This is a genomic window from Zoogloea sp., from assembly GCF_041914405.1.
Taxonomy (GTDB): Bacteria; Pseudomonadota; Gammaproteobacteria; order Burkholderiales; family Rhodocyclaceae; genus Zoogloea.
The window spans coordinates 26688-52710 of record NZ_JAYSDK010000021.1; the positions used below are offsets into that span (position 1 = coordinate 26688).

Here is a 26023-nt window from a genome sequence, read left to right on the forward strand (position 1 = left end):
AACGCGATGACCACCTCCGACGATACCCTGCTGGTGTTCACCAACCTGCCCGACGCCGCCGCGGCCAACACCCTCGCCACGTTGTTGATCGAGCGCCGACTGGCCGCTTGCGTGAACATCCTGGCCCCATGCACCTCGGTGTACCGCTGGCAAGGCACCGTCGAAACGGCCAGCGAAGTGCCGCTGCTGATCAAGACCACCCGCACCTGCTACGCCGAGTTGCAGGACGCGGTACGTGAAGCCCATCCCTACGAACTTCCCGAGCTGATCGCAGTCCCTGTCACTGACGGTCTGCCCGGCTACCTGGCGTGGGTTGCCGCCGAAACCCAGGCCACCGACTGAACGCCATCCGCAAGCCATTTCTTGATCCATTCCCGGGGCAGCCCGGCCGCGCTGCCCCTACACTGCCGGCCATGATCCGAATCCGTACCTTCCTGCTGCCCCTGCTGTTGTTCGCGCTGTCCCTGCTTGGCAGCCTCGCCCGCGCCGCCGAGGAACCGCTGCCGGTCGAACAGGCCTTCCGCGTATCCGCCCGCGCGGTGGACGATCACACCGTCGAAGTCCGCTTCCAGATCGCCGACGGTTACTACCTGTACCGCCACCGCTTCAAGTTCCAGGCCGAGGGCGTGACCTTCGGCGAACCCGCCATCCCGCCCGGCAAGCCGAAGAAAGACGACGCCTTCGGGCAGGTGGAGATCTACCGCCACGAACTGGTCATCCCGGTGCCCATCGTCGCCGGCAAGCCGCCCTTCGAACTGGAGGTCAGCAGCCAGGGCTGCGCCGACATGGGCATCTGCTACCCGCCGCAGAAGCAGAGCTTCACCATCGCCGCAGCCGGCACCGACGGCGGATCCGGCGGCGTCCTGGCCCACGCGCTGGGCAAGGCCGACACCCCCGCCGCCAGCACAGCACCGGCCTCCGCCGCCCCGGCAGACGACGGCCACGACGAATCCGGCCGCGTCGCCCGCCTGCTGTCCGGCGGCAGCACCGCCACCATCCTGATCAGCTTCTTCGGCTTTGGCCTGCTGCTGGCGCTGACGCCCTGCGTCTTCCCGATGATCCCCATCCTGTCCGGCATCATCGTCGGCCACGGTCACGCGATCACCAAGAGCCGCGCCTTCGGCCTGTCCACCCTGTACGTGCTGGGCATGGCGCTCACCTACGCAGCCGCCGGCGTCGCCGCCGGGCTGTCCGGCACGCTGCTGTCCGCCGCGCTGCAGAACCCCTGGGTGCTTGGCGCCTTCTCGCTGATCTTCATCGTGCTGGCCGGCTCCATGTTCGGCTTCTACGAACTGCAGCTCCCCATCGCGCTGCAGAGCCGCCTGTCCGACACTGTCAACCACCAGGGCGGCTCGCCCGGCGGCATCCTGCTGATGGGTGCCCTGTCGGCGCTGATCGTCGGCCCCTGCGTCGCCGCACCGCTGGCCGGCGCCCTGCTCTACATCGCCAAGACCGGCAACGCCGCGCTCGGCGGCGCCGCGCTGTTCATCATGGCCCTCGGCATGGGTGCCCCGCTGCTGCTCGTCGGCGTGCTGGCGCGCAGCGCGCTGCCCAAGCCCGGCCCGTGGATGGAAGGGGTCAAGCGCGCCTTTGGCGTGATGCTGCTGGGCGTCGCCATCTGGCTGGTCACACCGGTGCTGCCGAGCGTCGTGCCGATGCTGGCCTGGGCCGGCCTGCTGGTGTTCTCGGCGATCTACCTGCACGCCCTCGACCCGCTGCCGCCCCATGCCAGCGGCTGGCAGCGCTTCTGGAAAGGCTTCGGCGTGCTCGCGCTGATCGCCGGCGCGGCGCTGTTCATCGGCGCGCTGGCCGGCTCCCGCGACCCGCTGCAGCCCCTCGCCATCCTGCGCGCCCAAGCCGCCAGCGCCCCCGCTGCGGCCGAAACCAGGTTCCAGCGCGTCGCCTCGGTGGAAGAACTCGATCAGCTCCTCAAGACCGCCACCCGCCCGGTAATGCTCGACTTCTATGCGGACTGGTGCATCTCCTGCAAGGAAATGGAGCGCTTCACCTTCGCCGACCCGGCCGTCGCCAAACGCCTGGCCGGCTTCCAGCTCGTGCAGGCCGACGTCACCGCCAACAGCGACGCCGACAAGGCACTGCTGAAACGTTTCAATCTGTTCGGCCCGCCCGGCATCATCTTCTTCAAGGCCGGCGGCGAAGAGCGCCAGAATCTGCGCGTGGTCGGCTTTCAGGAAGCAGAAGTCTTCGGCAAGGTCCTCGACGCCGCCCTGTAGGGGCGAATTCATTCACCCTCACGGACGGTGGCGCCACCGCAGAATGAACGCGCTTACCTGATGCGCGGCAAAATTCTCAAGAAAATCAGCGTCGATCCGCTATAATTCGCGACCTGAATCGAGGAGCGCTGCAAGACTGCCGGGTGCAAGGCCCGCTGTCCCAGGCTCGATGTCGGTGCCGAGGGTTTTTCTCCCGTTCACCTGCAACCGCGCTCACCCGTCCATGCTTGTTTGCAAACCCGTGCCGGGCACGGGGAGACGCGGTGAGCCATCATCCCGAGCCACGCGTAGTCCCTTCCCGGCCACATGTTCGAGGAGTTCTCATGAACGCTGTGGCTGAAAAGTTCACCGATTTCGTTGTTGCCGACCTGTCCCTGGCGGACTGGGGTCGCAAGGAAATCCGCATCGCCGAAACCGAAATGCCGGGCCTGATGGCCATCCGCGAGGAATTCGCCGCCAAGCAGCCGCTGAAGGGCGCGCGCATCACCGGCTCCCTGCACATGACCATCCAGACCGCGGTGCTGATCGAGACGCTGACCGCTCTCGGCGCCGAAGTGCGCTGGGCGTCCTGCAACATCTTCTCGACCCAGGACCACGCCGCCGCCGCCATCGCCAAGGACGGCATCCCCGTGTTCGCCGTGAAGGGCGAGTCCCTCACCGACTACTGGGACTACACCCACCGCATCTTCGAGTGGACCGACGGTGGCTACTCCAACATGATCCTCGACGACGGCGGCGACGCGACCCTGCTGCTGCACCTGGGCGCCAAGGCCGAGAAGGACCTGTCGGTGCTGGACAAGCCGGACAGCGAAGAAGCCGTGGTGCTGTTCGCCTCCATCAAGGCCAAGCTGCAACAAGACCCGACCTGGTACTCCACCCGCCTGGCGCAGATTAAGGGCGTCACCGAGGAAACCACCACCGGCGTGCACCGCCTGTACCAGATGCACGCCAAGGGCGAGCTGAAGTTCCCGGCCATCAACGTCAATGACTCGGTCACCAAGTCCAAGTTCGACAACCTCTACGGCTGCCGCGAATCGCTGGTGGACGGCATCAAGCGCGCCACCGACGTGATGATCGCCGGCAAGATCGGCGTGGTGCTCGGCTACGGCGACGTGGGCAAGGGCTGTGCGCAATCCCTGCGCGGCCTCGGCGCCACCGTGTGGGTTACCGAAATCGACCCGATCTGCGCACTGCAGGCGGCGATGGAAGGCTACCGCGTGGTCACGATGGAAGAAGCCGCCGCGCTGGGCGACATCTTCGTCACCACCACCGGTAATGTGGGCGTGATCACCCATGACCACATGAAGGCGATGAAGAACAACACCATCGTCTGCAACATCGGCCACTTCGACTCCGAGATCGAAGTCGCCAGCCTGCGCCAGTACGAGTGGGAGAACATCAAGCCCCAGGTCGACCACATCATCTTCCCGGACGGCAAGCGCATCATCCTGCTGGCCGAAGGCCGCCTGGTTAACCTCGGCTGTGCCACCGGCCACCCGAGCTTCGTGATGAGCAACTCCTTCGCCAACCAGACCCTGGCCCAGATCGAGCTGTTCACCAAGACCGAGCAGTACCCGGTCGGCGTCTACGTGCTGCCCAAGCAACTCGACGAAATGGTGGCCCGCCTGCACCTGAAGAAGATCGGTGCCAAGCTCACCGTGCTCTCCCAGGCCCAGGCCGACTACATCGGCGTGCCCGTCGCCGGCCCCTACAAGGCCGAGCACTACCGCTACTAAGCTGGTCCTGCCCGTCGGCGCCGTGCGCCGACGGGCCCGTGAGGAAATCCCGTGCCGAACAAGACTCCCTTCTCCATCGAATTCTTCCCGCCGCAGACGCTGGAAGGCGTCGAGAAACTGCGCGCCACCCGTGCCCAGCTGGCCGTGCTGAAGCCCGAGTTCTTCTCGGTCACCTTCGGTGCCGGCGGTTCGACCCAGGCCCGCACCTTTGAAACGGTGTTCGAAATCCAGCGTGAAGGCCACCCGGCCGCACCGCACCTGTCGTGCATCGGTTCCACTCGCGAACACATCCGCGAGATCCTGCTGCGCTACAAGAACGAAGGCATCCGCCGCATCGTCGCCCTGCGCGGCGACCTGCCCTCCGGCGTCGGCGATCCGGGCGAGCTGCGCTACGCCAACGAGCTGGTGGAATTCATCCGCGCCGAAACCGGCGATCACTTCCACATCGAAGTCGCCGCCTACCCGGAATACCACCCCCAGGCCCGCAGCCCGAAGGACGACCTGCTGGCTTTCAAGCGCAAGGTGGATGCCGGTGCCAACTCGGCGATCACCCAGTACTTCTACAACCTCGACGCCTACCTGCACTTCCGCACCGAATGCGAGCGCCTCGGCGTCCACGTGCCGATCGTGCCGGGCATCATGCCGATCGTCTCGTTCTCCAAGCTGGCGCGCTTCTCCGACGCCTGCGGCGCCGAGATCCCGCGCTGGATGCGCCGCAAGTTCGAAGCCTTCGGCGACGACTCCGAGTCCATCAAGGCCTTCGGCCTCGACGTGGTCAGCGAGCTGTGCGCCAAACTGCTCGAAGCCGGCGCGCCGGGCCTGCACTTCTACAGCATGAACCAGGCCGGCCCCACCATCGCCCTGTGCGAACGGCTGGGCATCGGCCAGCAGGGCTGAACGCCATGCGCGATCCCTACGAAGTCCTCGGCGTCGCCCCGAGCGCCTCCGCGGAAGTCATCAAGACCGCCTACCGCAAGGCGGCGCGCCTCTACCACCCGGACCGCAACCCCGATCCAGGCGCCGCGGCGCGCTTCCGCGACATCCAGGCGGCCTATGATCTGCTCTCCGACGAGGCCAAGCGGCGAGACTACGACGCCCTGCGCCAGCGCAACCTCATCGACGACCCGCTGCAGGAGGCCACGTCCCTGTGGGCCTCGTACATTGAAAAGGTAATTTCTTGACCTCGTTTTACTTCGAAGACATTTTCGAGCGCTACGCCAGCGAAATCGACGACCTGCGCTCCGACTCGGAAGGCAAGGACGTGCTCAAGAAGCGCGTCCGCGAGAAGCACAGCGAATTCCCCTTCCTGCTCTCGATGATCGACAGCGCCCCCGAGATGGTGGCCTCCGCGCTGCATGGCGCCTTCCGCTTTACCGCGCCCAAGGCCCTGCACGCTGCCTCGCACACCGAGCCGGGCGACGGCAGCTTCCCCATCTGGGACGAACTCGCCGAATCCCTGGAAATCGCCCCGTGGGCCCAGCCGCTCATCGCCCAGAGCCTCAAGCAGGACGGCGGCGCCGACTTCCTCGTCACCGCTGCGGTGCTCGAGTGGATGCTCGGCAGCGGTGCCATCGCCCGCGCCGCCGCTCCCAGCGCCAGCGATGAGGACGAAGACAGCGACGACCTCGGCGAAGCCGGGGAAGAGTGGCTGTCCGAACAGGGCTTCGACGCCGTCGACCGTTAATCGAAAGGTTTTCTCTCCATGTCTGAGCTTGTCATCAAGCAAACCCACGCCTTGATCCAGGCCGGCGAAATCGCCGAAGCCGAAGCCAACCTCGCCGTCATCGCCGAACAGGAAGGCGACCACGCCCTGGTGGCGGTGCTCGACGAGATGGCCCCCAAGGACGTGCTGGCCGTCATGCGCGAGTTCGACGCCAGCAAGGAATCGGTCATCAACCTGCTGGTCAGCCCCGAGCAGTTCGTCCAGGCCATCCTCCTCGAACGCCAGTACGGCGAGCCCCTCGAGAAGTACGTGCCGCGCCTGCGCAACACCATGAACGCCGTCATGCACCGCACCGGCCCGTCCTGCGCCGAGGTGCTGGAATGCCTCGCCGAGCACGACGAAGGCGTGCGCCTGCTGGCCGACTACTTCATCGACCACTATGACTCCCTGCTCGCCCTCGCCTTCCACGGCGTGTTCGAACAGGAGATCGACGCAGAGAAGGCCTTCGCGCCCAAATCCGCCGCCACCTGGGACGCCGAGCGCGTGGACGAGCTCGACCAGGGCCTGGAGATCGGCGACGCGGTCGAGATGGCCCGCGTGCGCATGTCCCGCTCCGAAGTGGCCGACGGCGACTGGATGGAAACCGCCTGGGTGCTGCGCCATGAGTTCCAGGACACCTTCGAGCTGCTGATCATCGAGATCCAGGACCGCCTCCAGCGCGCCGCCGAAGCCGCCCGCCTGCCCGCCGAAACCGAACCGGGCGTGCCGCGCCTGGAAGAGGACGACGAAGAATCCGCGATCTGATCCGACGCCCATGTCCATCGATACCGCACTCGCCACCGTCGACACCAGCCCCTATTTCGAACGGGTGCTGCGTCACGCGCTGAAGAACCACCACGTGGATGCCGCCCGCCTGGACGGCATCCACAAGGAAGGCGCCAAGGGCATCGTGCAGCTGGCCGCCTACTTCGGCACCGCCAACCTGCGCCCCGAGCTGGAGGCCGCCCGCAACCGGCTGGTGACCTTGGTCGGCCTGGCCCTCGAAGCGGAATCCGGTGGACGCATGGACGTCGCCACCCAGCTGCTGCGCGACAAGACGCTGCTGGCCCTCTCCAAGGCCGGCGCCGACCGCCTGCGCAAGCTCCACGCCCTGCCCAGCGAGCGCTTGCTGGCCGGCCCCGAGGTGCTGCGCGAGAACGAGAAGGACTTTCTGGACAAATACACCTCGGTCACGCCGATCACCTTCTCCCGCTACCTCGCCGAGCGGCGTGTGCGCGAGCAGAACCAGCACCACATCGAACTGGCCTACTGGCTGGCCGGCAAGTTCGGCGTGAGCCGCGACGACGCCACCGAATGGCACGTGTTCTGCGAATCGGTGGTCAACAGTGCGCTGCTGGTCCTCCTCAACGAACGCAAGCCCGCCGGCTTCTTCAGCGTCGACCGCTTCATGAAGCTGCACGAAGCCGCCCTCAAGAAGCGCAGCCCCGCCTTTCCGACCCTCGACGCCTGGCTGGAGGACGCCCCTGCCCACCTGCGCAGCCTGATGGAAAAGGAGAAGGAGCGCTTCATCACCAAGGTGCTGCCGGTGATCCGCGAGGTGCCCGCCACCGAGCTCTACCGCAACCAGGACCGCTTCTCCGGCCTGTTCTTCTTCGACACCAGCTCGGTCGACGAGATCACCCACCACGACAAGGCCCGCGCCGAGGAATGGCTGCGCATCACCGGCCGCCAGGGCGACCACACCGACGTGCAGTGCGGCGTGCTGCTGATGATCGCCACCGGCGTTCCCCCCGCCCGCAGCCTGCGCAAAAAGGATGCCCTGCAGATCTGGGACAACTTCCGCGACAAGGGCTTCGACGAGAACGCCGTCGCCCACTTCATCGAGAACGTCGTCCCCTTCGAATACCAGGCCGACGTGCGCCGCATGTGGCTCGAAGACCTCGGCCCCGAAGCCCGCATGCAGCTCGACCAGCACGACGAAGGCGACGCCCTCGACTACCTGCAGGACACCTGCCGCGCCAGCTGGAAAAAACGCGGCTGACCCCGGCATTACGCCAAACCCATGACGGACCCATATCCGCAAGGCATCCCTTGCGGATAAACTCGCGCCTCCAACAACCGAGAGCTGGCAACAGACCGGCTCCGTCACCTCGTCCATGGAGACTGTCATGGGATTTTCCGCCCGGGGCCTTGGTGCCCTGACCACCCTGCTCGGCAGCCTGCTGTTTGCCAGCACCCCGCTACACGCCGCCTCCGAAGCCCCCGCCGCGACCGACACCATCCGCATCGGCCAGAGCGCCGCCCTCAGCGGCCCCCTCGCCGAACTCGGCACCGAACTGCGCGACGGCGCGCAGGCCTACCTCAAGTGGATCAACAGCAAGGGCGGCATCCACGGCAGGAAGATCGAGCTCGTCAGCGCCGACGACGCCTATGTGCCCGAACGGGCGGTGCAGAACGTCAAGAAACAGCTCGACAACGACAAGGTGCTGGCCTTCCTCGGCATCATGGGCACCGCCAACTACTGGGCCGTGATGCCCCTGCTCGACGAGCGCAAGATCCCCTCCGTCGCTCCCTACACCGGCTCCGACGACCTGCGCACCCAAACCTCCCCCTACACCTTCTGGGTGCGCGCCAGCTACGGCGACGAAGCCGAGAAGATCGTCCGCCAGCTCACCACCACCGGCGTTACCCGCATCGCCGTCTTCTACCAGGACGACACCCTCGGCATCTCCGGCGTGGACGGCGTCACCAAGGCCCTGCGCAAGCGCAACCTGACCATCGCCGCCAAAGGCGCCTTCGACAAGAACACCCAGGACGTCGGCCCCGCCGTCCAACGCATCGCCGCCGCCGACCCGCAGGCGGTGATCATGTTCAGCACCTACAAAGCCACCGCCAACTTCGTCCGCAAGTTCAAGCAGAGCGGCAACGCCGCCCAGCTGTTCGCCGTTTCCGTGGTCGGCGTCCATGCCCTCGCCAACGAACTCGGCCCCGACGCCACCGGCATCGCCATCTCCCAGGTCATGCCTTATCCGGGCAACGCCGCGCTGCCGCTGGTGCGCGAATTCGAAGCCATCCCCAAGGCCCTGCAGCCCAAAGCCGGCCTCACCTACACCACGCTGGAAGGCTTTATCTCCGCCAAGGTCCTCGTCGAAGGCCTGCGCCGCGCCGGCCCCCAACCGACCCGCGAAAAACTCACCACCGCCCTCGAAAGCCTGCGCAACTACGACACCGGCGGCTACACCATCGACTTCGGCCCCGGCAAACGCCAGGGCTCCCACTTCGCCGAAGTCACCATCGTCGGCAGCGGCGGCAAGCTGATGCGCTAAACGCCCCGCACACCTCAGGGGTGTTCGGGGGCCACGGCCAATCGCCCTGGATCCGTCGAGCATCCCTGGAACGAAAGCCAGGCGTAACGTCACAATCACGAAACAAACCTGTTGCAGAATCCCACCCAGGCATGGTAGGGTGCGCCACCAATTCACCAAGAAGCCCATTACCAACCAGGGCTTCTCATGAATTTCAATAGCGCTTATCGCGCGAGTAGCGGTACCTTTCCCATCCAGACGCAGCGTTCCGAATTTGCCCATGACGGCAAGGGAACGCCCGGATGCGAAGCCTTCCTCTTCTTGAAAATAAACCGGCGGACTGGCCATTGCGCGTCATCGCGTTTGGCACCGGCAAGCACCGCGTACCCACGACATCACAAGCATTCCGATTTGCTTTGTCGTAACGCCGCACTTCCCGGATACGCCGTTGAACTCGGCAGGTCTTGTCCTGTCGAATCTACCCTGCATGGCACACGCCATCACACAGAATAAAACTATGCACAACAACACACCTATCACCGTGGGCCGCTTTCGCGTCTCCCCCATGACCAAACAGGACTCCGACGGCGGCTTTGCCGCATCGGTGTCCATCCACTCGGGCCGGGGCACATCCACCACAACCCGGATCATGCGTTTCAAACCCAGTTTCACGAGCCAGACTGCGGCCCTGCATTACGCATCGACGGAAGGCGTCGCCTGGGCCCTCCAGCACTAACAACTCCCCGACGCATGACAGAGGAGAAGAAATTGCCGTTCATGCAGATCGTTTATGAGAGCCTGGCTAGCGACTCGCTGGGGGAAGAAGAGGTTCTCGATATCCTGCGCAAATCACAGGTACGAAATAACCAGGCACACGTCTCCGGCATCCTGCTTTTCCGCGGGCGGCGCTTCCTCCAGTTCCTGGAAGGTCCGCCGGATCAGGTCGAGGCGCTTTATAAGCGCATTGAACGCGACCCCCGTCATCACGAACTGCGCGTGCTATCCAGAACGGATGGCGAGAAGCTGCTGATGCCCACGTGGGCCATGGCTTACGCTTCGGCCCGCAAAGTCGCTAACGGCGATGAAACCTTCGCGCTCAACTACCGGCAAGCGGTTGCGATTTGCGAACTGTTGCCCGATCGCATCGGCGGCCCGTTTCTCAAGTTGCTCGCCACCGAGCCGGAGGCATCATGAACGAACGGCCGCGAATCTTCTGTGTCGATGATGACGTAATGTCCGACGTCATTCTCGAATCGGTTTTCGACGAGGCGTACGAGGTCGAGTTTTTCACGTCAGCGGAAGGCTGCCTGCGTCGGCTGGAAACTCAGCGGCCGGATATCCTGTTGCTGAACATCAGCCTGCCCGATCAGGACGGGTTCAGTCTTTGTCGGGACATCAAGGCCCGTGAAGGCCTGGCAACGATGCCGGTGGTCTTCATTTCCCGCAACGAGTCGCCGGAAGTGCGCCTTGCCGCCTACGAAGCCGGTGGCGAGGACTTCATCGTCAAACCTTACGTCATCGACGAAGTCAGGCACCGCATCAACCGCATCCGGCAGACGCTTGAACAGCGCGAAACCATGCGCCAGCAACTGGCAGGCTCCGAGGAGTTGAGCTCCCTGCTGCTGTCGAACATGGATGAATACGCGGCGCTGATCCAGTTCATGCGTACGCTGAACGAGAGTGTGGATGCCGATGCCGTGGCCCAGGCCATCCTCGCTATGTTGCACAGCTTCCGCCTGAAGGGCGCGGTTCAGATACGCATGCCGACCCAGACCTTCACGCTGGGAGATGCAGGCCGCGACACGCCGATGGATACCGCAACGATTGCCCATGTCGCCAAGCTGGACCGGATTTTCCAGTTCAAGCGTTGTTGCTCGTACAACTTCGAGCATCTGACGGTACTGGTCAATAACATGCCCGTGGAAGACTCGGACCTCTGCGGCCGCCTGCGCGACCACCTGGCCATTGGCGCCGAAATGGCCGATGCGCGCATACAGGCCATGGTTGCCGATCAGCGTTTCCGTCTCACGCACAACGGAATCGAGGCATTGCTGCCGGATATCCGGCAGACAATTTCCAACAGCCTGGCCCACAGCGAACAAGCGCATCGTGAAGCAGTCATGCAGGTGCGAACGCTGATGGACCAACTCGTCGTTTCCTTCACCCCACTCGGCTTGAACCCTGACCTGGAAGAAGAGATCGCTGCGATGGTGCTCGAGAAAACCCAGGGACTCGTAAAGATCTTCGATCGGGCGGACGAGACGAATGCCCTCCTGCATCACCTCGAAGAACGCCTGCGCATGATGCTCGAACGCTAACGGGCGTCCGTCTGGGCGGAGGTCAAAGATTGCGCCGAGCGCTGCCGGCGCAATCGCCAGAAAAGCGCATGACTTGCCGCTCCGGCAAAGCATCTCGCAGCATCGAAGTCACTTCTCCACAACACGAAACGACTTCTCCTGGCACCGATAAATGTTCTGAGCCCTCCAAATAAATTTCGGAACCCCCAGAACATTTATCGCACATCACCGAATCCTCTTCGCCGCCTCACGAATCACCTTCGCCACCTCGCGAAGTCCAATCACCGGCCACCGAACTCGCGCCCGGTCGCCCGAGTGCGTCATGTCACAGCCCAAAATGCATAAGCCATCGTAGTGTAGCGAGCATAGACAACGTCTCCAGCCCATTGCCTACCGCACGCACGCCATGGCCAACCCGAACAAAACCCGCATGTCGCCGCAACACCTCAAGGCCGACGAAGACACCTACCGCGCACTCAAGGGCATCCCTCACTACCAGCCCTACAAGGACGACTACAGCTTCCCCGCCGTCAGCGCGGCCTACGACAAGCTGAACGCCGCCCACGAAGCCGAACTCCACGCCCGCAACACCCACGCCGCCACCCGCGACGCCCTCATCACCGCCCAGCACGACTTCCACGAACTGATCCTCGGCGTGAAAAATCAGGTCAAGGCCATCTATGGCCCGGATTCGGATGAACTGGCGGCACTGGGGTTGAAGAAAAGGTCGGAGCGGAAGGGGCGGGGGAAGGGAACACGTCCATCCGCGAACAAATCGTCGGACGGAACAGACGCATGAGCGCCCACCTCGACAGATTGCTCTTTGCCCAAGGCGGCATGTGCTTCTTCTGTCGCAACCCTCTCCCTAAAGCAGATGCCTCCGTCGAGCATCTTGTCGCCAGCTCAAATGGCGGAGCCAATGCCGACGACAACTGCGTCGCGTGTTGCAGGGCACTGAATCAATTGCTCGGCTCGAAATCCATCAAGGAAAAACTGCAGATCGTGCTGAACCAGCGCGGCAACTTCAAATGCCCCGCCCATTTAGCGACGCCCCCAAAGCCGCCCGCACCAGGGCTTGCCGACACTGGAAATTCACCCTCCGTATCAGCACCAAAACCCGCCGCCGCAAAAGTGCCATCCGCAACGCAGGAAAGATTGGAGTTGGTCCTGGCCGACCTCAAGAAACGCGGCGCCTCAAGGCCCCGCAAGACATCCACGCTGACAAGCACCATCAAGGCCTTGATCAAGCAGCACCGGCAGGAGAACCTGTCCGACGCGGATTTGAATGGATTAATTGGTGAATTACAGCGACAGGGAAAAGTGACGATCAGCGAGGGGAAGGTTACGTATAAGGTTGGGTAGATGAGTGCAAGACAGCGTCACGTATCGGTCAATAGCAGAAGCTGATTAAGCATGACCAAAGGAGGTGCTCCGGCCTGGTTTATGCCGACGCACTTAACGGCTGTGTTCGAGACTTGGTAATGCAAAGCCCTGTTTCCCGCTTCCGACAATTGAACTAACGTCGGTTCGCTACGACACGACGGTTCAGGCATGAGGCGGAAAATCAAATTTCAGCCATACAGATGAGACAAACCTGGAGGGGGAGCGATGCGACGCGGTAGATACTATATGGCGAGAGTCATAAAGCTTGGGGAGCTAAACCAGACGAAACTGATTAACGCAATCGTCAATGCCCCTACGGTGCCGATTGGTCAATTTGAGTGGACGATTACGGATGTAGTTGATAGGCGCGACTCTACAGCGCCCTACGTCTTTGGAAATCTCGCAAAGTATTCGAGAGAGGGGAAGGTAAAAATTGTAGACGAAGCGGGTAAGCATCAGCTTCAGGCGCGGGCGCAAAATCTTTTAGAAGCCAGTGCGCCATTTGTCTACCTTCCGCAATTCTCAGGACTTGCCTTTCTTCATGTATGGGATGGAATTCAAGAAGATATATTTCCTCGTAGGTTTAAAGCAATTATTGAAGGGGCGTACGACAATTTCTTCGTGGACTGCACTGTAGAACCAGTTGTGGACTATCGCGCCTTTCTTCAAAAACTCAGTAGTCTAGATAGAATCATCGAACTTTCGGCAAAGGTTCACCCACCCAATCCACTTTTTGGACGCCTGTGGCAAAGTCTTGATGGATATGTAAAAAAAAGACAAGCCGAAGAAATCTCTGTTCGAGAAAAAACAGAGCGGACAAGTGGCCTGTCGACACAACTACTCACACTCATGCAAAAAATTCTTGAGGATCCAAGATATGTGCCAACACAAACTCCCGATATTACTGATGCCGCCATGCTCATGGCCGCGGACGGTTATGGTTCGGGCAAGGCCGTAGGGATCGAGGGCACTCATGAAGTAATCGTGCGGACTTCCGAGTCGCAGAAGAGCTTCCTATTCGAAAAGGAACCCACCCCAGAGTCTCTAGCAAATGCAGCGAAAGCACAGTTTGAGCGAGTAAGTAATGAACGCGACATGAAGCATTAAATCGTGCGAGCACTATATTTACTACGGGTCACCATAGTTAGCGTAGAGGCTCTCGTTTTAGCTTTTACTTGGTTGACATATCAATATTTCGGTACCGAACTTGGGCTTATGGCCACATCGCTTTCGCTGAATGAGGATGTACTAAAAAATCTGATGCTAATGCCAACTGTATTGGCTGCATGGGTGATCAATGAGTTGAGAGTTCTGCTTCAGGAAGACAAAGAGACAATCCGCATCCTCACTGAGTGGGAGGATTACTGGAAACTAAAAGTACATATATGGGTTGGCTTAGGTTTTGCGGTGGTTTTTGTTCTCATATCCCTAATCCCGTGGACAGCTAAATCAGGGATAAACACCGGGGTCGGACTATTACTGTTCGCCGCTAGTATTGTTGGTCAACTTTTTCTGGCGATTAGTGTTTATGCTGCACGAATTCGCGTAAAAGAAATTATTACACACATCAATACCCCCAAAAATAAATAGTTTTACTTTAATGCTGAAAGCGCTAATGTGGCGCCTGTAAAAACAAAGTGTTTACAAACACCCAGAGGCGGCTGAATATGAAAATATCTATTAATACGAAAGTCTTTTTCAATAATTGGCTCATGCACAGCGCGAACTTCAAATATCTTTTCCACTTTCTAAACAATGATGAGCACTCTCTAATTATTTCAGAAATGGTAATTCAAGGGGTAGAAAACATTAGAGAAAGAGAACTTTCCGAAGTACTTAATTAAATCGACCTACGCCGACTGCTCAACAAAGCAGGGTGGTCACCCTAAAACAAAGCTAGGCTTCTCGGAGAGCGCAATGGATCAGGCAACCGCCGTTGTTATAGGTGCCAGCGTTGGTGCTATCGCTGCCATATGTGGTCAGTGGATTCAGGCTTGGCGGCAATCGCGGATCGAGGCTGCGAAGCTGACTCTTGAGCGTGCCAAACTAAATCACTCTCAGGCCGCGTCTCTACACTCAGAGATGCGAGAAGCCCTGCAAAACGCAATTCAGAAGCTAGCCTCGGCCACTCACTCGATGTGTTGGCTAACGTGGATTGCCAAGGAATCTCCCAAGCGCTTTGGAGAAACACAATTGCAAAGATACGATAAAGAAATGCATATCTTGCTGCCCGAAATTATAGGACTTCAAGCCCGTATCTCGTCATATGTTCCGGAACTAGGAATCAAGTTGCTTGAGCTGACAGCCAGAATTGAAGACTTGGATGAACGAATTGCTCGTACGGCCATTTCCGTAATCGATGGCGTTTCTCAACCTGTCGAGTCACTGTCCCCGCTACATCGCGAAGCAATCGTTCTTCATGAGCAGTTAGCGCACCTTTGCCATGAAACATCCATGAAAAACTATGTGCCAGAAGCCTAGCCCAGCCATCAACACGGACTCTGCGCAATGAAGACGCGCAGCGCCGGTTATGTCAGACGTTAAGTAGCAGCTTTCTTGGTGTTCCTATGCCGGCTCCGGGTCGAAAGCCGCCTTCGGAAGGTCTGCACAAACCCAGTTAGGTGGCGCGGCAAAATCCAGAAATCCCATAAACCCCTCATCCTTTCCAAAACGGAAGAATTGGCAGCGGGATGCCTGACAAAGTACAGCCCGGATCACGAACGGGAAGGGAGCACTTCTTCCAAGCCCGACCTTCAATACCGTGACCTGTTGATTTGCCGACTGGCGAGGTATTTCATACCTACATCACGCAGCATTCAGAGGCGCCCTCCTATGCCCCACCCATGGCAATACGATGAAACGATCCAGGTCGGCACCGACTACCGCAATCGACAAGAGGTGGAGGCCTACGACGCGCGCATGCAGACTTTGCGCGATGTCGGCGCCGAGGCGGCGGACATCCGCGAGGCGCTGGCACTGTCGGGCGACGCCGTCGTCTGGGAGATCGGGACCGGCACGGGCGAATGCGCCCTCGCCCTGGCGGCGTCGGTCGGGCATGTGTATGCCAGCGATGTGTCACCGACGATGCTGGACTACGCCCGCCACAAGGCGGCACAGCGGGGCATCCGCAACGTGAGTTTCGAGAGCGGTGGCTTCCTGTCGGGCTTTCGGCCGCAGCAGTCGGTGGATGCAGTGGTCACGCAATTGGCGCTGCATCATCTGCCGGATTTCTGGAAGTCACGGGCGCTGGCGGCAATGGCCGGCAGCCTGCGTCCCCATGGAAGGCTCTACTTACGGGACGTAGTCTTCCCGGCCGCCATCGACGATTACGACGCATTCTTCGCGCACGCCGTCGCCGAGGTAGGCGCCCATGCGGGCGAAGACGTGGCCCAGCAGACGATCCAGCACATCAAGGCGGAGTTCTCGACGCTGGACTGGATCCTCGAAGGCCTGATTGAACGCAGTGGCTTGCAGATCGTGCGGAAGGACTGCAAGGGCTTTATCTCGGTTTATGTTTGCGAGAAGTGAGGTTCGGTCGTACAGGCCTTCAGCATGCCCGCCTGCAAACGATGCCCGCGCGGCTTGCATGAAGCGGAGCCCACACGGGATGCAGCGGCTGTTTTGACCCGCACCTCGCTCAGCTGCCGCCCGGCTTGCTACCGAGCATCGCGCGCAAATTGGCGATGCGCGCCCGCGCGTCTTCCTTGCTCACCGGCTCGGGGTTCTTGCGGTCGCTGCGCTTGATGCCTTCGGCGCCCATTTCGTCGATGAAGCGTGACGGGTCGCAGGTGCGCACGTCGCGGCCGGCCTTGCGGCGTTCGCAGTAGCTGATGGTGAGGCTGCGCTGGGCGCGGGTGATGCCCACGTACATCAGGCGGCGCTCTTCCTCGATCTTGTCTTCGTCGATGGACGACTGGTGCGGCAGCAGCCCTTCTTCGACGCCGACCAGGAAGACGTGCTTGAACTCCAGGCCCTTGGAGGCGTGCAGGGTGGCGAGCTGGACCTGGTCGAGCTCCTCGTCGTCCTTGTCGAGCATGGTGATCAGGCTGATGGTCTGGATCATGTCCGACAGGGTCTTGCCGTCTTCTTCGCCCTTGCGGCCGAGCCAGCCGGTGAAGTCGCTGACGTTGCTCCACTTGGTCTCGGCTTCGCGAGGCTCACAGCTCTCGTACAGCCAGGCTTCGTAGTTGATGGCCTTGAGCATGTCGCCGATGACCTGGCCGGCCGGTTCGCGCGGTGCGCGGTGGGCCATGCGGTTGATGAAGTGGCAGAACTCGCGCACGGTTTCGAGCTGGCGGGCGTTCACATGTTCGGTGACACCTTCCTCGAAGGCCGCGGTGAACAGGCTGATGTTGCGGTTGGCGGCGTAGTGGCTGAGGGCTTCGATGGAGGCGGCGCCCACGCCACGGCGCGGCACGGTGATCGAGCGGATGAAAGAGAGGTCATCGTCCTCGTTGGCGATCAGGCGCAGGTAGGCGCACAGATCCTTGATCTCGGCGTTCTCGAAGAAGCTGCGCCCACCCGAAATGGCGTAGGGGATCTTGTGATTGCGCAGCTGCTGCTCGAACAAGCGGGCCTGGTGGTTGCCGCGGTAGAGGATCGCGTAGTCCTTGAAGTGGGTGCGGTTCTCGAACTTGTGGGCGGAGAGTTTCATCACCACCGCCTCGGCTTCGTGCTCGGGGGTCTGGTAAGCCACCACGTTCACCGGGTCGCCAGCGCCGTGCTCGGACCACAGCTTCTTCTCGAAGAGCTTCTCGTTGTTGGCGATGACGGTATTGGCAGCGTGCAGGATGCGCGTGGTGGAGCGGTAGTTCTGCTCCAGCTTGATGACCTTCAGCTTGGGGAAATCGACCGGCAGTTGGCGCAGGTTCTCCACGTCGGCACCGCGCCAGGCGTAGATGGCCTGGTCGTCGTCGCCCACCGCGGTAAAGGCGCCGCGCACGCCGGTGAGCAGCTTGATCAGCCGGTACTGGGCGCGGTTGGTGTCCTGGTATTCGTCGATGAGCAGGTAGCGCAGCTTGTTCTGCCAGCGCTCGCGCACCTCGGGGTGTTCCTCGAAGAGCTTGACCGGCAGACGGATGAGGTCGTCGAAGTCCACGCCCTGGTAGGCGCGCAGGGTCTTGTCGTACTCCATGTAGAGCAGCGCGGCGGCCGACGAGATTTCGTCGTTGGCCAGGTGGGCCGCCTCGTGGGGTTCGATCAGGGCGTTCTTCCAGCTGGAGATCTGCCACTGCAGGGCCTTGGCGCGGTTCTTGTCGGTGTTGGCGGTCATCTCGGCGATGATCTGCGTGGTGTCCGACGCGTCGAGGATGGAGAACTGCGGCTTGAGGCCGAGCAGCGCGGCCTCCTGGCGCACGATGCGCACGCCGAGGGCGTGGAAGGTACATACCGTGAGCCCCTTGACCGCGCGCCCACCCATCAGCTTCTCGATGCGCTCCAGCATCTCCTTGGCCGCCTTGTTGGTGAAGGTGATCGCCGCGATGTTGTGCGGGTTGAAGCCGCAGTCGCTGATCAGGTAGGCGATCTTCTGGGTAATCACCCGCGTCTTGCCGGAGCCGGCGCCGGCCAGCACCAGGCAGGGGCCGTCCAGATAATGGATGGCTTCACGTTGCGGAGCGTTGAGGAGGAGCGACATGAGCGTGCTGCGGACATCGGGTGGAGCGGGTGCGCATTCTACCGCGCCGCAGGGGCCGGCCTGATGTAAGCTCTTCGCACCATGTCCGTCTTTACCCCCGTCACCGACGCCGACCTCGCGGTCTGGCTGCGGAACTACGCCATCGGCCGCCTGGATGTCCTGCAGGGGATCTCCGCCGGCGTGCAGAACAGCAATTTCTTCGTCACCACCAGCCTCGGCCGCTACGTGCTGACGCTGTTCGAGACGATGCCGCGCGCCGAGCTGCCCTTCTACTTGCACCTGATGGCTCACCTGGCCCGCCACGGCCTGCCGGTACCGGCGCCGATCGCCAACCGGGACAACGAATACCTGGGCACTTTGTCCGGCAAGCCGGCGGTGCTGGTCACGCGCCTGGCCGGCAAGTCGGAGATGGCGCCAACCATAGCCCACTGCGCGCGCATCGGCGCGATGCTGGCCGGCCTGCACCTGGCCGGGCAGTCCTTCGGGCGCAAGCAGGCCAACCCGCGCGGCGCCGAGTGGCGGCGCGACTGCGCGGCCCGCGTGCGTGCCCATCTGCCCGCCGACGAGCAGGCTGAACTCGATGCGGAGCTGGCCTTCCAGGCCGGCTTCGATCTGGCCGCCCTGCCGCAGGGGGTGATTCACGCCGACCTGTTCCGCGACAACGTGCTGTGGGACGGCGATTTCGTCGGCGGCGTCATCGACTTCTATTTCGCCGGCGTGGATGCGCTGCTGTTCGACGTGGCGGTGACGGTCAATGACTGGTGCGCCGACGCCGACGGCCAGCTTGATCCGGCCCGCGTCGCCGCGCTGCTCGCCAGCTATGCCGAGGCCCGCCCTTTCAGCACCGCCGAACGGAACGCCTGGCCGGCCGTGCTGCGCGCCGCCGCGCTGCGCTTCTGGCTGTCGCGGCTGGAAGATTTCCACCTGCCGCGCCCCGGCGAGATGGTGCTGGTAAAAGACCCGGGCGAGTATCGACGCATCCTGCGGCTTCGCGCCAATGCCAATCAGTTACCGGCTTTGCCGGCCTGAAAAACGGCATCCAGGGTTTTGCCGGTTTGAACTGGGTGGGCAATTTGGGCTAGCATCTCGTCGCAGCGCAACATCCTGATTTTCCAACCCGTTTCCCCTCGCCCGACAATGACCGATCCGGCTGCCCCGGCACACCATCCCCACAACGCCGCGCGCCATCCGCGCCCACGGCATGTTTCGCCCTTCGAAAGCCTGGTATGGCTGAAGGCCGGATGGTTCTATTTCGCCCGCAATCCGGGGGTGTGGGTCGCCATCAGCGTGATCTTCATCATCATGCTGTTCGTGCTGGGTCTGGTGCCGCTGCTAGGCTGGGCGGTGGTGCTGATCGGTTTCCCGGTGATGGTTGCCGGCATGGTCCTCGGCTGCCACGCGCTGGCCCAGGGCAAGCCCCTGCGCATCGAACACCTCTTCGCCGGCCTCAAGGTGCACGCCGGCAACCTGTCACTGGTGGGCGTGTTCTACCTGCTCGGTGGCCTGATCGCCGGCTTCGTGTCGGTGCTGGTCGGCGGCGGCGCACTGCTCACCGGCTACATCCTCGGCGCGCTGGCCGGCATAGGCCTCGGCCTGGTGAGCGGGGTGCTGCTCGGCAGCATCGTGTTCTCGGTGCTGTGGGTGCTGCTGATCACCGCCCTGTGGTTCGCCGCACCGCTGGTGGTGCTGCGCGATACGCCGCCGCTGGATGCAATGAAGATGTCCCTGTCGGCCTGCTTCGGCAATTTCGGCGCCTTCGTGGTGCTCGGCGTGCTGATCTACGTGCTGATCTGGGTCGCGATGATCCCCGCCGGCCTCGGCGTGCTGGTCCTGGTTCCGGTACTGGCCGGCACGGTGTACGCGTCCTACCAGGACGTCTTCGGCGACACGGCGCTGGTCTCCCCGCAAGCCGCCGCTCCTGGCACGGCGGACTGAGCGGATGCAGGCGCGCACCTTGCCGGCCCAGCGTGGCTGGGCCTGGATCATCGATGGCTTCGCGCTGTGGCGGCGCAACCCGGCGCTGGTCACCTTTCTGGTCTTTGGCAGCTCCCTGACCCTGCTGATGGTCGCGGCGATCCCCTTCATCGGCCAGGTCATCATGTTCCTGGTGATGCCGGCCCTGTCGCTCGGCATCTTCAACGGCTGCAAGGCAATCGCCGAACGGCGCAAGGCCGGGCCGGAGATCCTCGTCTCGGGCTTCCGCCAGAACCTGCAGGAGCAGGTGAAGATCGGCGGCATCTACTTCATCGGCTCGTTGATCGTGCTCGGCCTCAGCACCCTGTTCGACGCCGAGGTGAACAGCAAGCTGTTCAAGGCCGTGATGGGCAAGACCAGTTGGGGCGAAACCCTTGAGGATCCGTCCTTCATCATCGCCCTGCTGGTCAGCACCGTCGGCTCGACGCCGCTGATGATGGCCTACTGGTTCGCCCCGCTGCTGGCCGGCTGGGGCCGCATCCCGGCCACCAAGGCGCTGTTCTTCAGTTTCGTCGCCTGCCTGCGCAACTGGCGAGCCTTCCTCGCCTTCGGACTGGGCCTGCTCGGCGTGGCGCTGGGCGCCGGCATCCTGGTCAGCGTGCTCGAGCTGGTTTCGCCGCTGCTCAGCCTGTTGCCGGCGCTGGCCTTCCCGATCATCTTCATTCCGGTCGTCTTTGCCAGCTTCTACGCCAACGCCCTGGACGTCTTCGAACGCATCGGTCCCGATGATGCCAGCTGAACACGCTCTCGGACTCTTCGGCGGCACCTTCGACCCCATCCACTTCGGCCACCTGCGCCTTGCCGAAACCGCCCGAGAAGCGCTCGGCCTGGAGAGGGTACGCTTCATTCCCGCCGGCCAGCCGCCGCACCGGGATGCCCCGGGCGCCAGCGCCGCAGACCGGCTGGCGATGGCCCGCCTGGCTACCGCCGACAACCCGGTCTTCGAAGTAGACCCCGCCGAGGTGGAAGCCGCCCAGGCCAGCTTCACGATCCTGACCCTCGAACGCCTGCGTGCCGAGCTGGGCCCCACGCGGCCGCTGGTGCTGCTGCTCGGCGTCGATGCGCTGCTCGGCCTGCCCACCTGGAAGCGCTGGAGAGAGCTCTTCGACTTCGCCCACGTAGCCGTCGCCAACCGCCCCGGCTACAGCCTCAACAGCGCGCGCATGGCGCCCGAGCTGGCCGAACTCACACATCGCCGCCACGGCACGCTGGACGCCCTCGAAGGCCGCCCGGCCGGTTCGCTGGTGCAGTTCTCGATGACGCCGCTGGCCATTTCCGCCACCGACATCCGCGCCCGCCGCGCCGCCGGCCAGAGCCTGCGCTATTTGCTCCCGCCGGCCGTTGTTGACTATATTTCTTTGCACCAACTCTATATCTGAATCGATGGAAATCACCCAGTTCGAACAACTCGTCGTCTCCGCCCTTGAGGACATCAAGGGCAAGGACATCCAGGTCATCGACACCACGCGCCTCACCTCGCTCTTCGACCGGGTGATCATTGCCAGCGGCGACTCCAACCGCCAGACCCGCTCCCTCGCCCGTAACGTGGCCGACAAGGCCCGCGAGGCCGGCCTCACGGTGGTCAGCGTGGAAGGCGAGGACTCCGGCGAATGGGTTCTCGTGGATCTGGGCGACATCGTGGTGCACGTCATGCAGCCGGCCGTCCGCGCCTACTACAACCTGGAAGAGCTGTGGTCCGCCACGCCGGCGCGCCCCTCCCGCCCCGGCAGCGCCGCGGCCCGCGCCGCCTGAGCCTTTCCGCACCGCCCGCGGCGCTACCGGCGCCGCCCCCCGCACCATGAAACTCCTGATCGTCGCGGTCGGCACCCGCATGCCGGCCTGGGTCGACACTGCCTTCGACGACTTCGCCAAGCGCATGCCGCGCGAACTGCCCCTGCAGCTCGTTGAAGTGAAGGCCGAACCCCGCACCACCGGCAAGACCGTGGAAGTCATGATGGCCCTCGAGGCGGCTCGCATCGAGGCGGCCCTGCCGCCGCGCTGCCGGCGCCTGATCCTCGACGAACGGGGTGAGGACCTGACCACCAAGGCTCTCGCCAAGCGCCTGGAGCGCTGGCAGGACACGGGCGACGACGTGGCGCTGATCATCGGCGGACCGGACGGCCTCGACCCGGCCCTGAAGGCCACCGCCCACGAGACGATGCGCCTGTCCAGCCTGACCCTGCCCCACGCGATGGTGCGGGTGATGCTGTCCGAAGCCCTGTACCGGGCCTGGAGCCTGTCGAAGAACCATCCGTACCACCGGGAATGATGCCGTGATCTACCTCGCCTCCAACAGCCCCCGTCGCCGCGAACTGCTCAAGCAGATCCACGTCCGTTTCGAACCTCTGCTGTTCCGCACCGGGGCACGGGCCGACGCCGACGTGAACGAGGACGTGTTGCCCGGCGAGGACGCCTTCAGCTACGTGCAGCGGGTCGCCATGGCCAAGGCCGTCGGCGGCATCAAGCGGATCAGCTGGCGCAGCCTGCCGCCGCGCCTGCTGCTGGCCGCCGACACCACGCTGGAACTGGACGGGGCGATCATTGGCAAACCGGACAATGCAGAGCATGCGGAGGACATCCTTCGTTCCCTGTCCGGCCGCAGCCACCAGGTCCTCACCGCGGTGGTGGTGGGTGACGGCCAACGCTATGCCCAGCGCCTGTCGGTCAGCGAAGTGCGCTTCCGTGCCCTCGACGATCAGGAGATCCGCCGCTACGTGGCCAGCGGCGAGGCCGCCGACAAGGCTGGCGCCTACGGCATCCAGGGCCGCGCGGCGGTCTTCATCGAGGAGATCCGCGGCAGCTACACCGGCATCATGGGCCTGCCCCTGTTCGAGACTGCCGCCCTGTTGCAGGAATTCGGCTATCCTCTCTGACTGACGCCGGCCACCAAGAGCCGGCGCCCTTCGGAGGAGAGGACACACACACCCGCAGGCGCGGAACACCCCGCGCAGCCGATGCCGGACGAGCGGCGATCGGCGATGGCACATCACCACGATGCGCCATCGCCCATCACCGTTTGCTTCCCGCATCATGTCTGACGAATACCTGATCAATTTCACCCCTCAAGAAACCCGCGTCGCTCTCATGCAGCAGGGCGTCGTGCAGGAAGTCCACGTCGAACGCACGGCCAGCCGCGGCATCGTCGGCAACATCTACCTGGGCCGCGTCGTACGCGTATTGCCCGGCATGCAGTCGGCGTTCATGGACGTTGGCCTTGAACGCACCGCCTTCCTGCATGTGGCCGACATCTGGGCCGACCGCCACCACGGCGACGCACCGCGCCCCATCGAACGCATCCTGTCGGAAGGGCAGAACCTGATCGTGCAGGTGCTGAAGGATCCCCTCGGCACCAAGGGCGCGCGCCTGTCCACGCAGATTTCCATCGCCGGCCGGATGCTGGTCTACCTGCCCCAGGACAAGCACATCGGCATCTCCCAGCGGATCGGCGACGAGGCCGGCCGCGAAGCCTTGCGCGAGCGCGTCACGCGCTTGCTGCCGAACGACGAGACCGGCGGCTACATCGTCCGCACGATGGCCGAGAACGCCAGCGACGAGGAACTCGCCGCCGACATCGCCTACCTGCGCAAGCTTTGGGCCGAGATCAAGAACCGTAGCATCGGCGCCCGCCCGCCCACGGAGCTGTACCAGGATCTCAACCTGGCCCAGCGGGTGCTGCGCGATCTGGTCACCGATGCCACCACGCGGATCGTCGCCGACTCGCGGGAGAACTTCCAGAAGCTGACCACCTTCGCCACCGAGTACATGCCGCAGGTGCTGCCGCTGCTCGACCACTACACCGGCGAGCGCCCGCTGTTCGACCTGCACGGCGTCGAGGCGGAAATCGAGAAGGCGCTGGCGCGGCGGGTGGACCTCAAGTCCGGCGGCTACCTGATCATCGACCAGACCGAGGCGATGACCACCATCGACGTGAACACCGGCGGCTTCGTCGGTGCCCGCAACTTCGACGACACCATTTTCAAGACCAACCTGGAAGCGGCCCAGGCCATTGCCCGTCAGCTGCGCCTGCGCAACCTGGGCGGCATCATCATCGTCGACTTCATCGACATGGAAAGCACGGAACACCGCACCGCGGTGCTCGATGAGTTCCGCAAGGCGCTGGCCCGCGACCACACCAAAATGACGGTCAATGGCTTCACCACCCTCGGCCTGGTGGAGATGACCCGCAAGCGCACCCGCGAGTCCCTCGCCCACCTGCTGTGCGAGCCCTGTCCGACCTGTAACGGGCGCGGCGAGGTGAAGACCGCCCGCACCGTGGCCTACGAGATCCTCCGCGAACTCTTGCGCGAGGCGCGCCAATTCAACGCCAGGGAATTCCGCGTGCTCGCCGCGCCGAACGTCATCGACCTGTTCCTCGAAGAGGAATCCCAGGCACTGGGCATGTTGTCCGACTTCATCGGCAAGGCCATCTCCCTGCACCCGGAAGCCAGCTACGGCCAGGAGCAGTTCGACATCGTCCTTCTCTGAGGACATCCGCATGGCCGCACCGATGTAGCGCATCCTACAATCGGCGCGGCTTGCAGCCTTTTTTTGCCCCCCGTCGGTGCATCGAAATATTCAATCGCCGAGCGATTGACGCTGCCATCGAGGCGCCTTCAGAATCCGCCGCCTCGATACCGGCACAACCAATCGCAATGCATACCCAGAATATCCTCCAGGCCTCCACCAACCAGCCCGCTGGCGCCGTGCGCATCGGTTTCAACCATGGCTACGCCTTCGACGGCGACAGCGTCCGCCTCGACGCGGAACTACTGGTCGGCAATCCCGACGCCAGCGTTGGCCAGGAATGGGCACTGCAGCTGTGGGCCTGCGAGGCGCCGTTCGCCGGCCAGCCGATCCGCGGCACCAAGGTCGCCGAACTGCCGGTCGGCCAGCTCGACAGCCTCAACCAGAACTGGGTCAGCGCCTTCACAGCGGCCCTGCCGCCCGCCGGCCAAGCCGAGCACAGCATGGTGCTGGTCCTTGCCAGCGGCCGCGACGGCCAATTCGATGAAGTGCAGGATTTTGCCAACTTCCCGCGTCCGGAGAGCTTTGCGCAACCGCGCCTGACCGGCACCTCCGGTTTCAGCCTCGGGGAGCAGAGCGTCGGCCTTCGTGTCGAGGGCCTCGAAAACCCCCGTTCCGCCGACAACCTGAGCGGTACCCTGTCCCTTGAGCTGTGGGCCCTGGCCGCGCCTTACGTGGCCGGTACGCCCGACGGCGTCCAGCTCGCCGCCGCCGAGCTGTCCCCGCTGGCCGGCCAGCGCAGCTGGCACGACCTCGACCTTACCCTGCCGCTGGTCGCCCGCCCCGCCGGCACCTGGCACGTCGCGCTGCTGCTGCGCGAATGGACGGCCGCCGGCTACGCCACCCGCGATTTCGCCAACTTCTCGCTGCCGGTCAGCTGGGCCGACGTGGCAGCCGCCCAGGCCGTGGAAGCTGAGCCAGCCACCAAGCCGGGCCCCGTGCGCAAGGCCACCGCCAAAGCCGCGCCGAAGGCCTCCGCGAAGCCTGCCGCCAAGGCCGCTTCTGCCAACACCGCCGGCCGCGTCTCCATCAACGACGCCAGCGCCGCCGAGCTGGCCGCCGTGAAGGGCCTGCCCACGGCAGCCGCCGCCGCGATCATCGCCGCCCGCCCCTTCAAGACCCTCGACGAGCTGCTCACCGTCAAAGGCATCGGCGCCAAGCTGCTCGACAAGCTCAAGGGCTATCTGAGCCTGTAAATCCCATCGGGGCATCCACCACGGAGCCCCTGCTTGCTCTTCTTTCGAAGCGCCTCTGTGGGGGCGAATTCATTCG

28 protein-coding genes and 1 riboswitch are annotated in these 26023 nt (G+C 63.3%); of the genes, 27 read left to right on the forward strand and 1 reads right to left on the reverse strand.

What is annotated here, in order from left to right:
* Positions 1 to 6 precede the first annotated feature (6 nt).
* From cutA to ACE3RX_RS13715, 18 genes are all read left to right on the forward strand, one after another.
* Complete coding sequence (gene cutA, locus ACE3RX_RS13630) at positions 7 to 342, forward strand: divalent-cation tolerance protein CutA (RefSeq protein WP_374484581.1); 336 nt, start codon at positions 7 to 9, stop codon at positions 340 to 342.
* A 71-nt stretch (positions 343 to 413) separates the two neighbouring features.
* Positions 414 to 2234, forward strand: coding sequence for a protein-disulfide reductase DsbD (gene dsbD / locus ACE3RX_RS13635; protein ID WP_374484585.1), 1821 nt, complete (start codon positions 414 to 416; stop codon positions 2232 to 2234).
* Positions 2235 to 2348: 114 nt separating this feature from the next.
* A riboswitch (S-adenosyl-L-homocysteine riboswitch) is annotated at positions 2349 to 2456 on the forward strand.
* A gap of 101 nt (positions 2457 to 2557) precedes the next feature.
* The gene (gene ahcY, locus ACE3RX_RS13640; RefSeq protein ID WP_374484589.1) at positions 2558 to 3970 is read left to right on the forward strand and encodes an adenosylhomocysteinase; all 1413 of its coding nucleotides are present in this window, start codon (positions 2558 to 2560) and stop codon (positions 3968 to 3970) included.
* A gap of 51 nt (positions 3971 to 4021) precedes the next feature.
* Complete coding sequence (gene metF, locus ACE3RX_RS13645; protein ID WP_374484591.1) at positions 4022 to 4867, forward strand: methylenetetrahydrofolate reductase [NAD(P)H]; 846 nt, start codon at positions 4022 to 4024, stop codon at positions 4865 to 4867.
* Positions 4868 to 4872: 5 nt separating this feature from the next.
* Entirely contained in the window at positions 4873 to 5151 is a 279-nt protein-coding gene (locus ACE3RX_RS13650) for a DnaJ domain-containing protein (protein WP_079434857.1), read from the forward strand.
* Complete coding sequence (locus tag ACE3RX_RS13655) at positions 5148 to 5654, forward strand: hypothetical protein (RefSeq protein WP_374484596.1); 507 nt, start codon at positions 5148 to 5150, stop codon at positions 5652 to 5654. The genes ACE3RX_RS13650 and ACE3RX_RS13655 overlap by 4 nt, the downstream gene beginning before the upstream one ends.
* Positions 5655 to 5672: 18 nt before the next feature.
* On the forward strand, positions 5673 to 6437 hold the full coding sequence (locus ACE3RX_RS13660) for a hypothetical protein (RefSeq protein WP_374484599.1): 765 nt from the start codon (positions 5673 to 5675) through the stop codon (positions 6435 to 6437).
* Between the two features lie 10 nt (positions 6438 to 6447).
* The gene (locus ACE3RX_RS13665; RefSeq protein ID WP_374484602.1) at positions 6448 to 7674 is read left to right on the forward strand and encodes a hypothetical protein; all 1227 of its coding nucleotides are present in this window, start codon (positions 6448 to 6450) and stop codon (positions 7672 to 7674) included.
* A 127-nt stretch (positions 7675 to 7801) separates the two neighbouring features.
* The gene (locus ACE3RX_RS13670) at positions 7802 to 8959 is read left to right on the forward strand and encodes an ABC transporter substrate-binding protein (RefSeq protein ID WP_374484606.1); all 1158 of its coding nucleotides are present in this window, start codon (positions 7802 to 7804) and stop codon (positions 8957 to 8959) included.
* A 466-nt stretch (positions 8960 to 9425) separates the two neighbouring features.
* Positions 9426 to 9674: a hypothetical protein gene (locus ACE3RX_RS13675; protein ID WP_374484608.1), complete on the forward strand. Its 249-nt coding sequence runs from the start codon at positions 9426 to 9428 to the stop codon at positions 9672 to 9674.
* Between the two features lie 41 nt (positions 9675 to 9715).
* A complete protein-coding gene (locus ACE3RX_RS13680; protein WP_374484610.1) occupies positions 9716 to 10132 on the forward strand; it encodes a BLUF domain-containing protein in 417 nt (138 codons plus the stop codon).
* Entirely contained in the window at positions 10129 to 11256 is a 1128-nt protein-coding gene (locus ACE3RX_RS13685) for a PleD family two-component system response regulator (RefSeq protein WP_374484615.1), read from the forward strand. Before ACE3RX_RS13680 ends, ACE3RX_RS13685 begins: the two co-directional genes overlap by 4 nt.
* A gap of 409 nt (positions 11257 to 11665) precedes the next feature.
* The gene (locus ACE3RX_RS13690; protein ID WP_374484619.1) at positions 11666 to 12034 is read left to right on the forward strand and encodes a hypothetical protein; all 369 of its coding nucleotides are present in this window, start codon (positions 11666 to 11668) and stop codon (positions 12032 to 12034) included.
* Positions 12031 to 12597: an HNH endonuclease gene (locus ACE3RX_RS13695; RefSeq protein ID WP_374484621.1), complete on the forward strand. Its 567-nt coding sequence runs from the start codon at positions 12031 to 12033 to the stop codon at positions 12595 to 12597. Before ACE3RX_RS13690 ends, ACE3RX_RS13695 begins: the two co-directional genes overlap by 4 nt.
* A gap of 246 nt (positions 12598 to 12843) precedes the next feature.
* The gene (locus ACE3RX_RS13700) at positions 12844 to 13725 is read left to right on the forward strand and encodes a hypothetical protein (RefSeq protein ID WP_374484623.1); all 882 of its coding nucleotides are present in this window, start codon (positions 12844 to 12846) and stop codon (positions 13723 to 13725) included.
* Between the two features lie 3 nt (positions 13726 to 13728).
* Positions 13729 to 14208, forward strand: coding sequence for a hypothetical protein (locus tag ACE3RX_RS13705; protein ID WP_374484627.1), 480 nt, complete (start codon positions 13729 to 13731; stop codon positions 14206 to 14208).
* Positions 14209 to 14535: 327 nt separating this feature from the next.
* Positions 14536 to 15099 (forward strand): hypothetical protein, encoded by a 564-nt coding sequence (locus tag ACE3RX_RS13710; RefSeq protein WP_374484630.1) that lies wholly within the window; start codon positions 14536 to 14538, stop codon positions 15097 to 15099.
* Between the two features lie 351 nt (positions 15100 to 15450).
* Complete coding sequence (locus tag ACE3RX_RS13715; protein ID WP_374484633.1) at positions 15451 to 16146, forward strand: class I SAM-dependent methyltransferase; 696 nt, start codon at positions 15451 to 15453, stop codon at positions 16144 to 16146.
* Between the two features lie 109 nt (positions 16147 to 16255).
* On the opposite strand, the gene ACE3RX_RS13720 is transcribed toward ACE3RX_RS13715, so the two are convergent.
* On the reverse strand, positions 16256 to 18253 hold the full coding sequence (locus tag ACE3RX_RS13720) for a UvrD-helicase domain-containing protein (protein ID WP_374484635.1): 1998 nt from the start codon (positions 18251 to 18253) through the stop codon (positions 16256 to 16258).
* An 81-nt stretch (positions 18254 to 18334) separates the two neighbouring features.
* Between ACE3RX_RS13720 and ACE3RX_RS13725 the strand changes: the two genes are divergently transcribed.
* From ACE3RX_RS13725 to ACE3RX_RS13765, 9 genes are all read left to right on the forward strand, one after another.
* Positions 18335 to 19282, forward strand: coding sequence for a homoserine kinase (locus tag ACE3RX_RS13725; RefSeq protein ID WP_374484637.1), 948 nt, complete (start codon positions 18335 to 18337; stop codon positions 19280 to 19282).
* Between the two features lie 108 nt (positions 19283 to 19390).
* Positions 19391 to 20188, forward strand: coding sequence for a BPSS1780 family membrane protein (locus ACE3RX_RS13730; RefSeq protein ID WP_374484639.1), 798 nt, complete (start codon positions 19391 to 19393; stop codon positions 20186 to 20188).
* A gap of 4 nt (positions 20189 to 20192) precedes the next feature.
* Entirely contained in the window at positions 20193 to 20966 is a 774-nt protein-coding gene (locus ACE3RX_RS13735; RefSeq protein WP_374484642.1) for a BPSS1780 family membrane protein, read from the forward strand.
* Positions 20956 to 21606, forward strand: coding sequence for a nicotinate-nucleotide adenylyltransferase (gene nadD, locus ACE3RX_RS13740; protein WP_374484744.1), 651 nt, complete (start codon positions 20956 to 20958; stop codon positions 21604 to 21606). The genes ACE3RX_RS13735 and nadD overlap by 11 nt, the downstream gene beginning before the upstream one ends.
* Before the next feature lie 4 nt (positions 21607 to 21610).
* Complete coding sequence (rsfS, locus tag ACE3RX_RS13745) at positions 21611 to 21979, forward strand: ribosome silencing factor (protein ID WP_374484645.1); 369 nt, start codon at positions 21611 to 21613, stop codon at positions 21977 to 21979.
* Positions 21980 to 22025: 46 nt separating this feature from the next.
* Positions 22026 to 22496, forward strand: coding sequence for a 23S rRNA (pseudouridine(1915)-N(3))-methyltransferase RlmH (rlmH, locus tag ACE3RX_RS13750; protein WP_374484649.1), 471 nt, complete (start codon positions 22026 to 22028; stop codon positions 22494 to 22496).
* Positions 22497 to 22500: 4 nt separating this feature from the next.
* On the forward strand, positions 22501 to 23100 hold the full coding sequence (locus ACE3RX_RS13755) for a nucleoside triphosphate pyrophosphatase (RefSeq protein ID WP_374484653.1): 600 nt from the start codon (positions 22501 to 22503) through the stop codon (positions 23098 to 23100).
* Between the two features lie 157 nt (positions 23101 to 23257).
* On the forward strand, positions 23258 to 24712 hold the full coding sequence (gene rng / locus ACE3RX_RS13760; protein WP_374484655.1) for a ribonuclease G: 1455 nt from the start codon (positions 23258 to 23260) through the stop codon (positions 24710 to 24712).
* A 167-nt stretch (positions 24713 to 24879) separates the two neighbouring features.
* Complete coding sequence (locus ACE3RX_RS13765; RefSeq protein ID WP_374484657.1) at positions 24880 to 25947, forward strand: ComEA family DNA-binding protein; 1068 nt, start codon at positions 24880 to 24882, stop codon at positions 25945 to 25947.
* The last annotated feature ends 76 nt before the right edge of the window (positions 25948 to 26023 follow it).

Bases quoted from the DNA above. Each gene is read 5' to 3' on its own strand.
- ACE3RX_RS13735 (WP_374484642.1), top strand. From the start codon at position 20,193: ATGCAGGCGCGCACCTTGCCGGCCCAGCGTGGCTGGGCCTGGATCATC.
- ACE3RX_RS13725 (WP_374484637.1), top strand. From the start codon at position 18,335: ATGTCCGTCTTTACCCCCGTCACCGACGCCGACCTCGCGGTCTGGCTG.
- rsfS (WP_374484645.1), top strand. From the start codon at position 21,611: ATGGAAATCACCCAGTTCGAACAACTCGTCGTCTCCGCCCTTGAGGAC.
- ACE3RX_RS13680 (WP_374484610.1), top strand. From the start codon at position 9,716: ATGCAGATCGTTTATGAGAGCCTGGCTAGCGACTCGCTGGGGGAAGAA.
- nadD (WP_374484744.1), top strand. From the start codon at position 20,956: ATGCCAGCTGAACACGCTCTCGGACTCTTCGGCGGCACCTTCGACCCC.
- ACE3RX_RS13695 (WP_374484621.1), top strand. From the start codon at position 12,031: ATGAGCGCCCACCTCGACAGATTGCTCTTTGCCCAAGGCGGCATGTGC.
- ACE3RX_RS13710 (WP_374484630.1), top strand. From the start codon at position 14,536: ATGGATCAGGCAACCGCCGTTGTTATAGGTGCCAGCGTTGGTGCTATC.
- ACE3RX_RS13665 (WP_374484602.1), top strand. From the start codon at position 6,448: ATGTCCATCGATACCGCACTCGCCACCGTCGACACCAGCCCCTATTTC.
- ACE3RX_RS13700 (WP_374484623.1), top strand. From the start codon at position 12,844: ATGCGACGCGGTAGATACTATATGGCGAGAGTCATAAAGCTTGGGGAG.
- ahcY (WP_374484589.1), top strand. From the start codon at position 2,558: ATGAACGCTGTGGCTGAAAAGTTCACCGATTTCGTTGTTGCCGACCTG.
- ACE3RX_RS13650 (WP_079434857.1), top strand. From the start codon at position 4,873: ATGCGCGATCCCTACGAAGTCCTCGGCGTCGCCCCGAGCGCCTCCGCG.
- ACE3RX_RS13715 (WP_374484633.1), top strand. From the start codon at position 15,451: ATGCCCCACCCATGGCAATACGATGAAACGATCCAGGTCGGCACCGAC.
- ACE3RX_RS13670 (WP_374484606.1), top strand. From the start codon at position 7,802: ATGGGATTTTCCGCCCGGGGCCTTGGTGCCCTGACCACCCTGCTCGGC.
- cutA (WP_374484581.1), top strand. From the start codon at position 7: ATGACCACCTCCGACGATACCCTGCTGGTGTTCACCAACCTGCCCGAC.
- ACE3RX_RS13660 (WP_374484599.1), top strand. From the start codon at position 5,673: ATGTCTGAGCTTGTCATCAAGCAAACCCACGCCTTGATCCAGGCCGGC.
- ACE3RX_RS13690 (WP_374484619.1), top strand. From the start codon at position 11,666: ATGTCGCCGCAACACCTCAAGGCCGACGAAGACACCTACCGCGCACTC.
- ACE3RX_RS13765 (WP_374484657.1), top strand. From the start codon at position 24,880: ATGCATACCCAGAATATCCTCCAGGCCTCCACCAACCAGCCCGCTGGC.
- ACE3RX_RS13675 (WP_374484608.1), top strand. From the start codon at position 9,426: ATGGCACACGCCATCACACAGAATAAAACTATGCACAACAACACACCT.
- rng (WP_374484655.1), top strand. From the start codon at position 23,258: ATGTCTGACGAATACCTGATCAATTTCACCCCTCAAGAAACCCGCGTC.
- ACE3RX_RS13730 (WP_374484639.1), top strand. From the start codon at position 19,391: ATGACCGATCCGGCTGCCCCGGCACACCATCCCCACAACGCCGCGCGC.
- ACE3RX_RS13685 (WP_374484615.1), top strand. From the start codon at position 10,129: ATGAACGAACGGCCGCGAATCTTCTGTGTCGATGATGACGTAATGTCC.
- dsbD (WP_374484585.1), top strand. From the start codon at position 414: ATGATCCGAATCCGTACCTTCCTGCTGCCCCTGCTGTTGTTCGCGCTG.
- rlmH (WP_374484649.1), top strand. From the start codon at position 22,026: ATGAAACTCCTGATCGTCGCGGTCGGCACCCGCATGCCGGCCTGGGTC.
- ACE3RX_RS13720 (WP_374484635.1), bottom strand. From the start codon at position 18,253: ATGTCGCTCCTCCTCAACGCTCCGCAACGTGAAGCCATCCATTATCTG.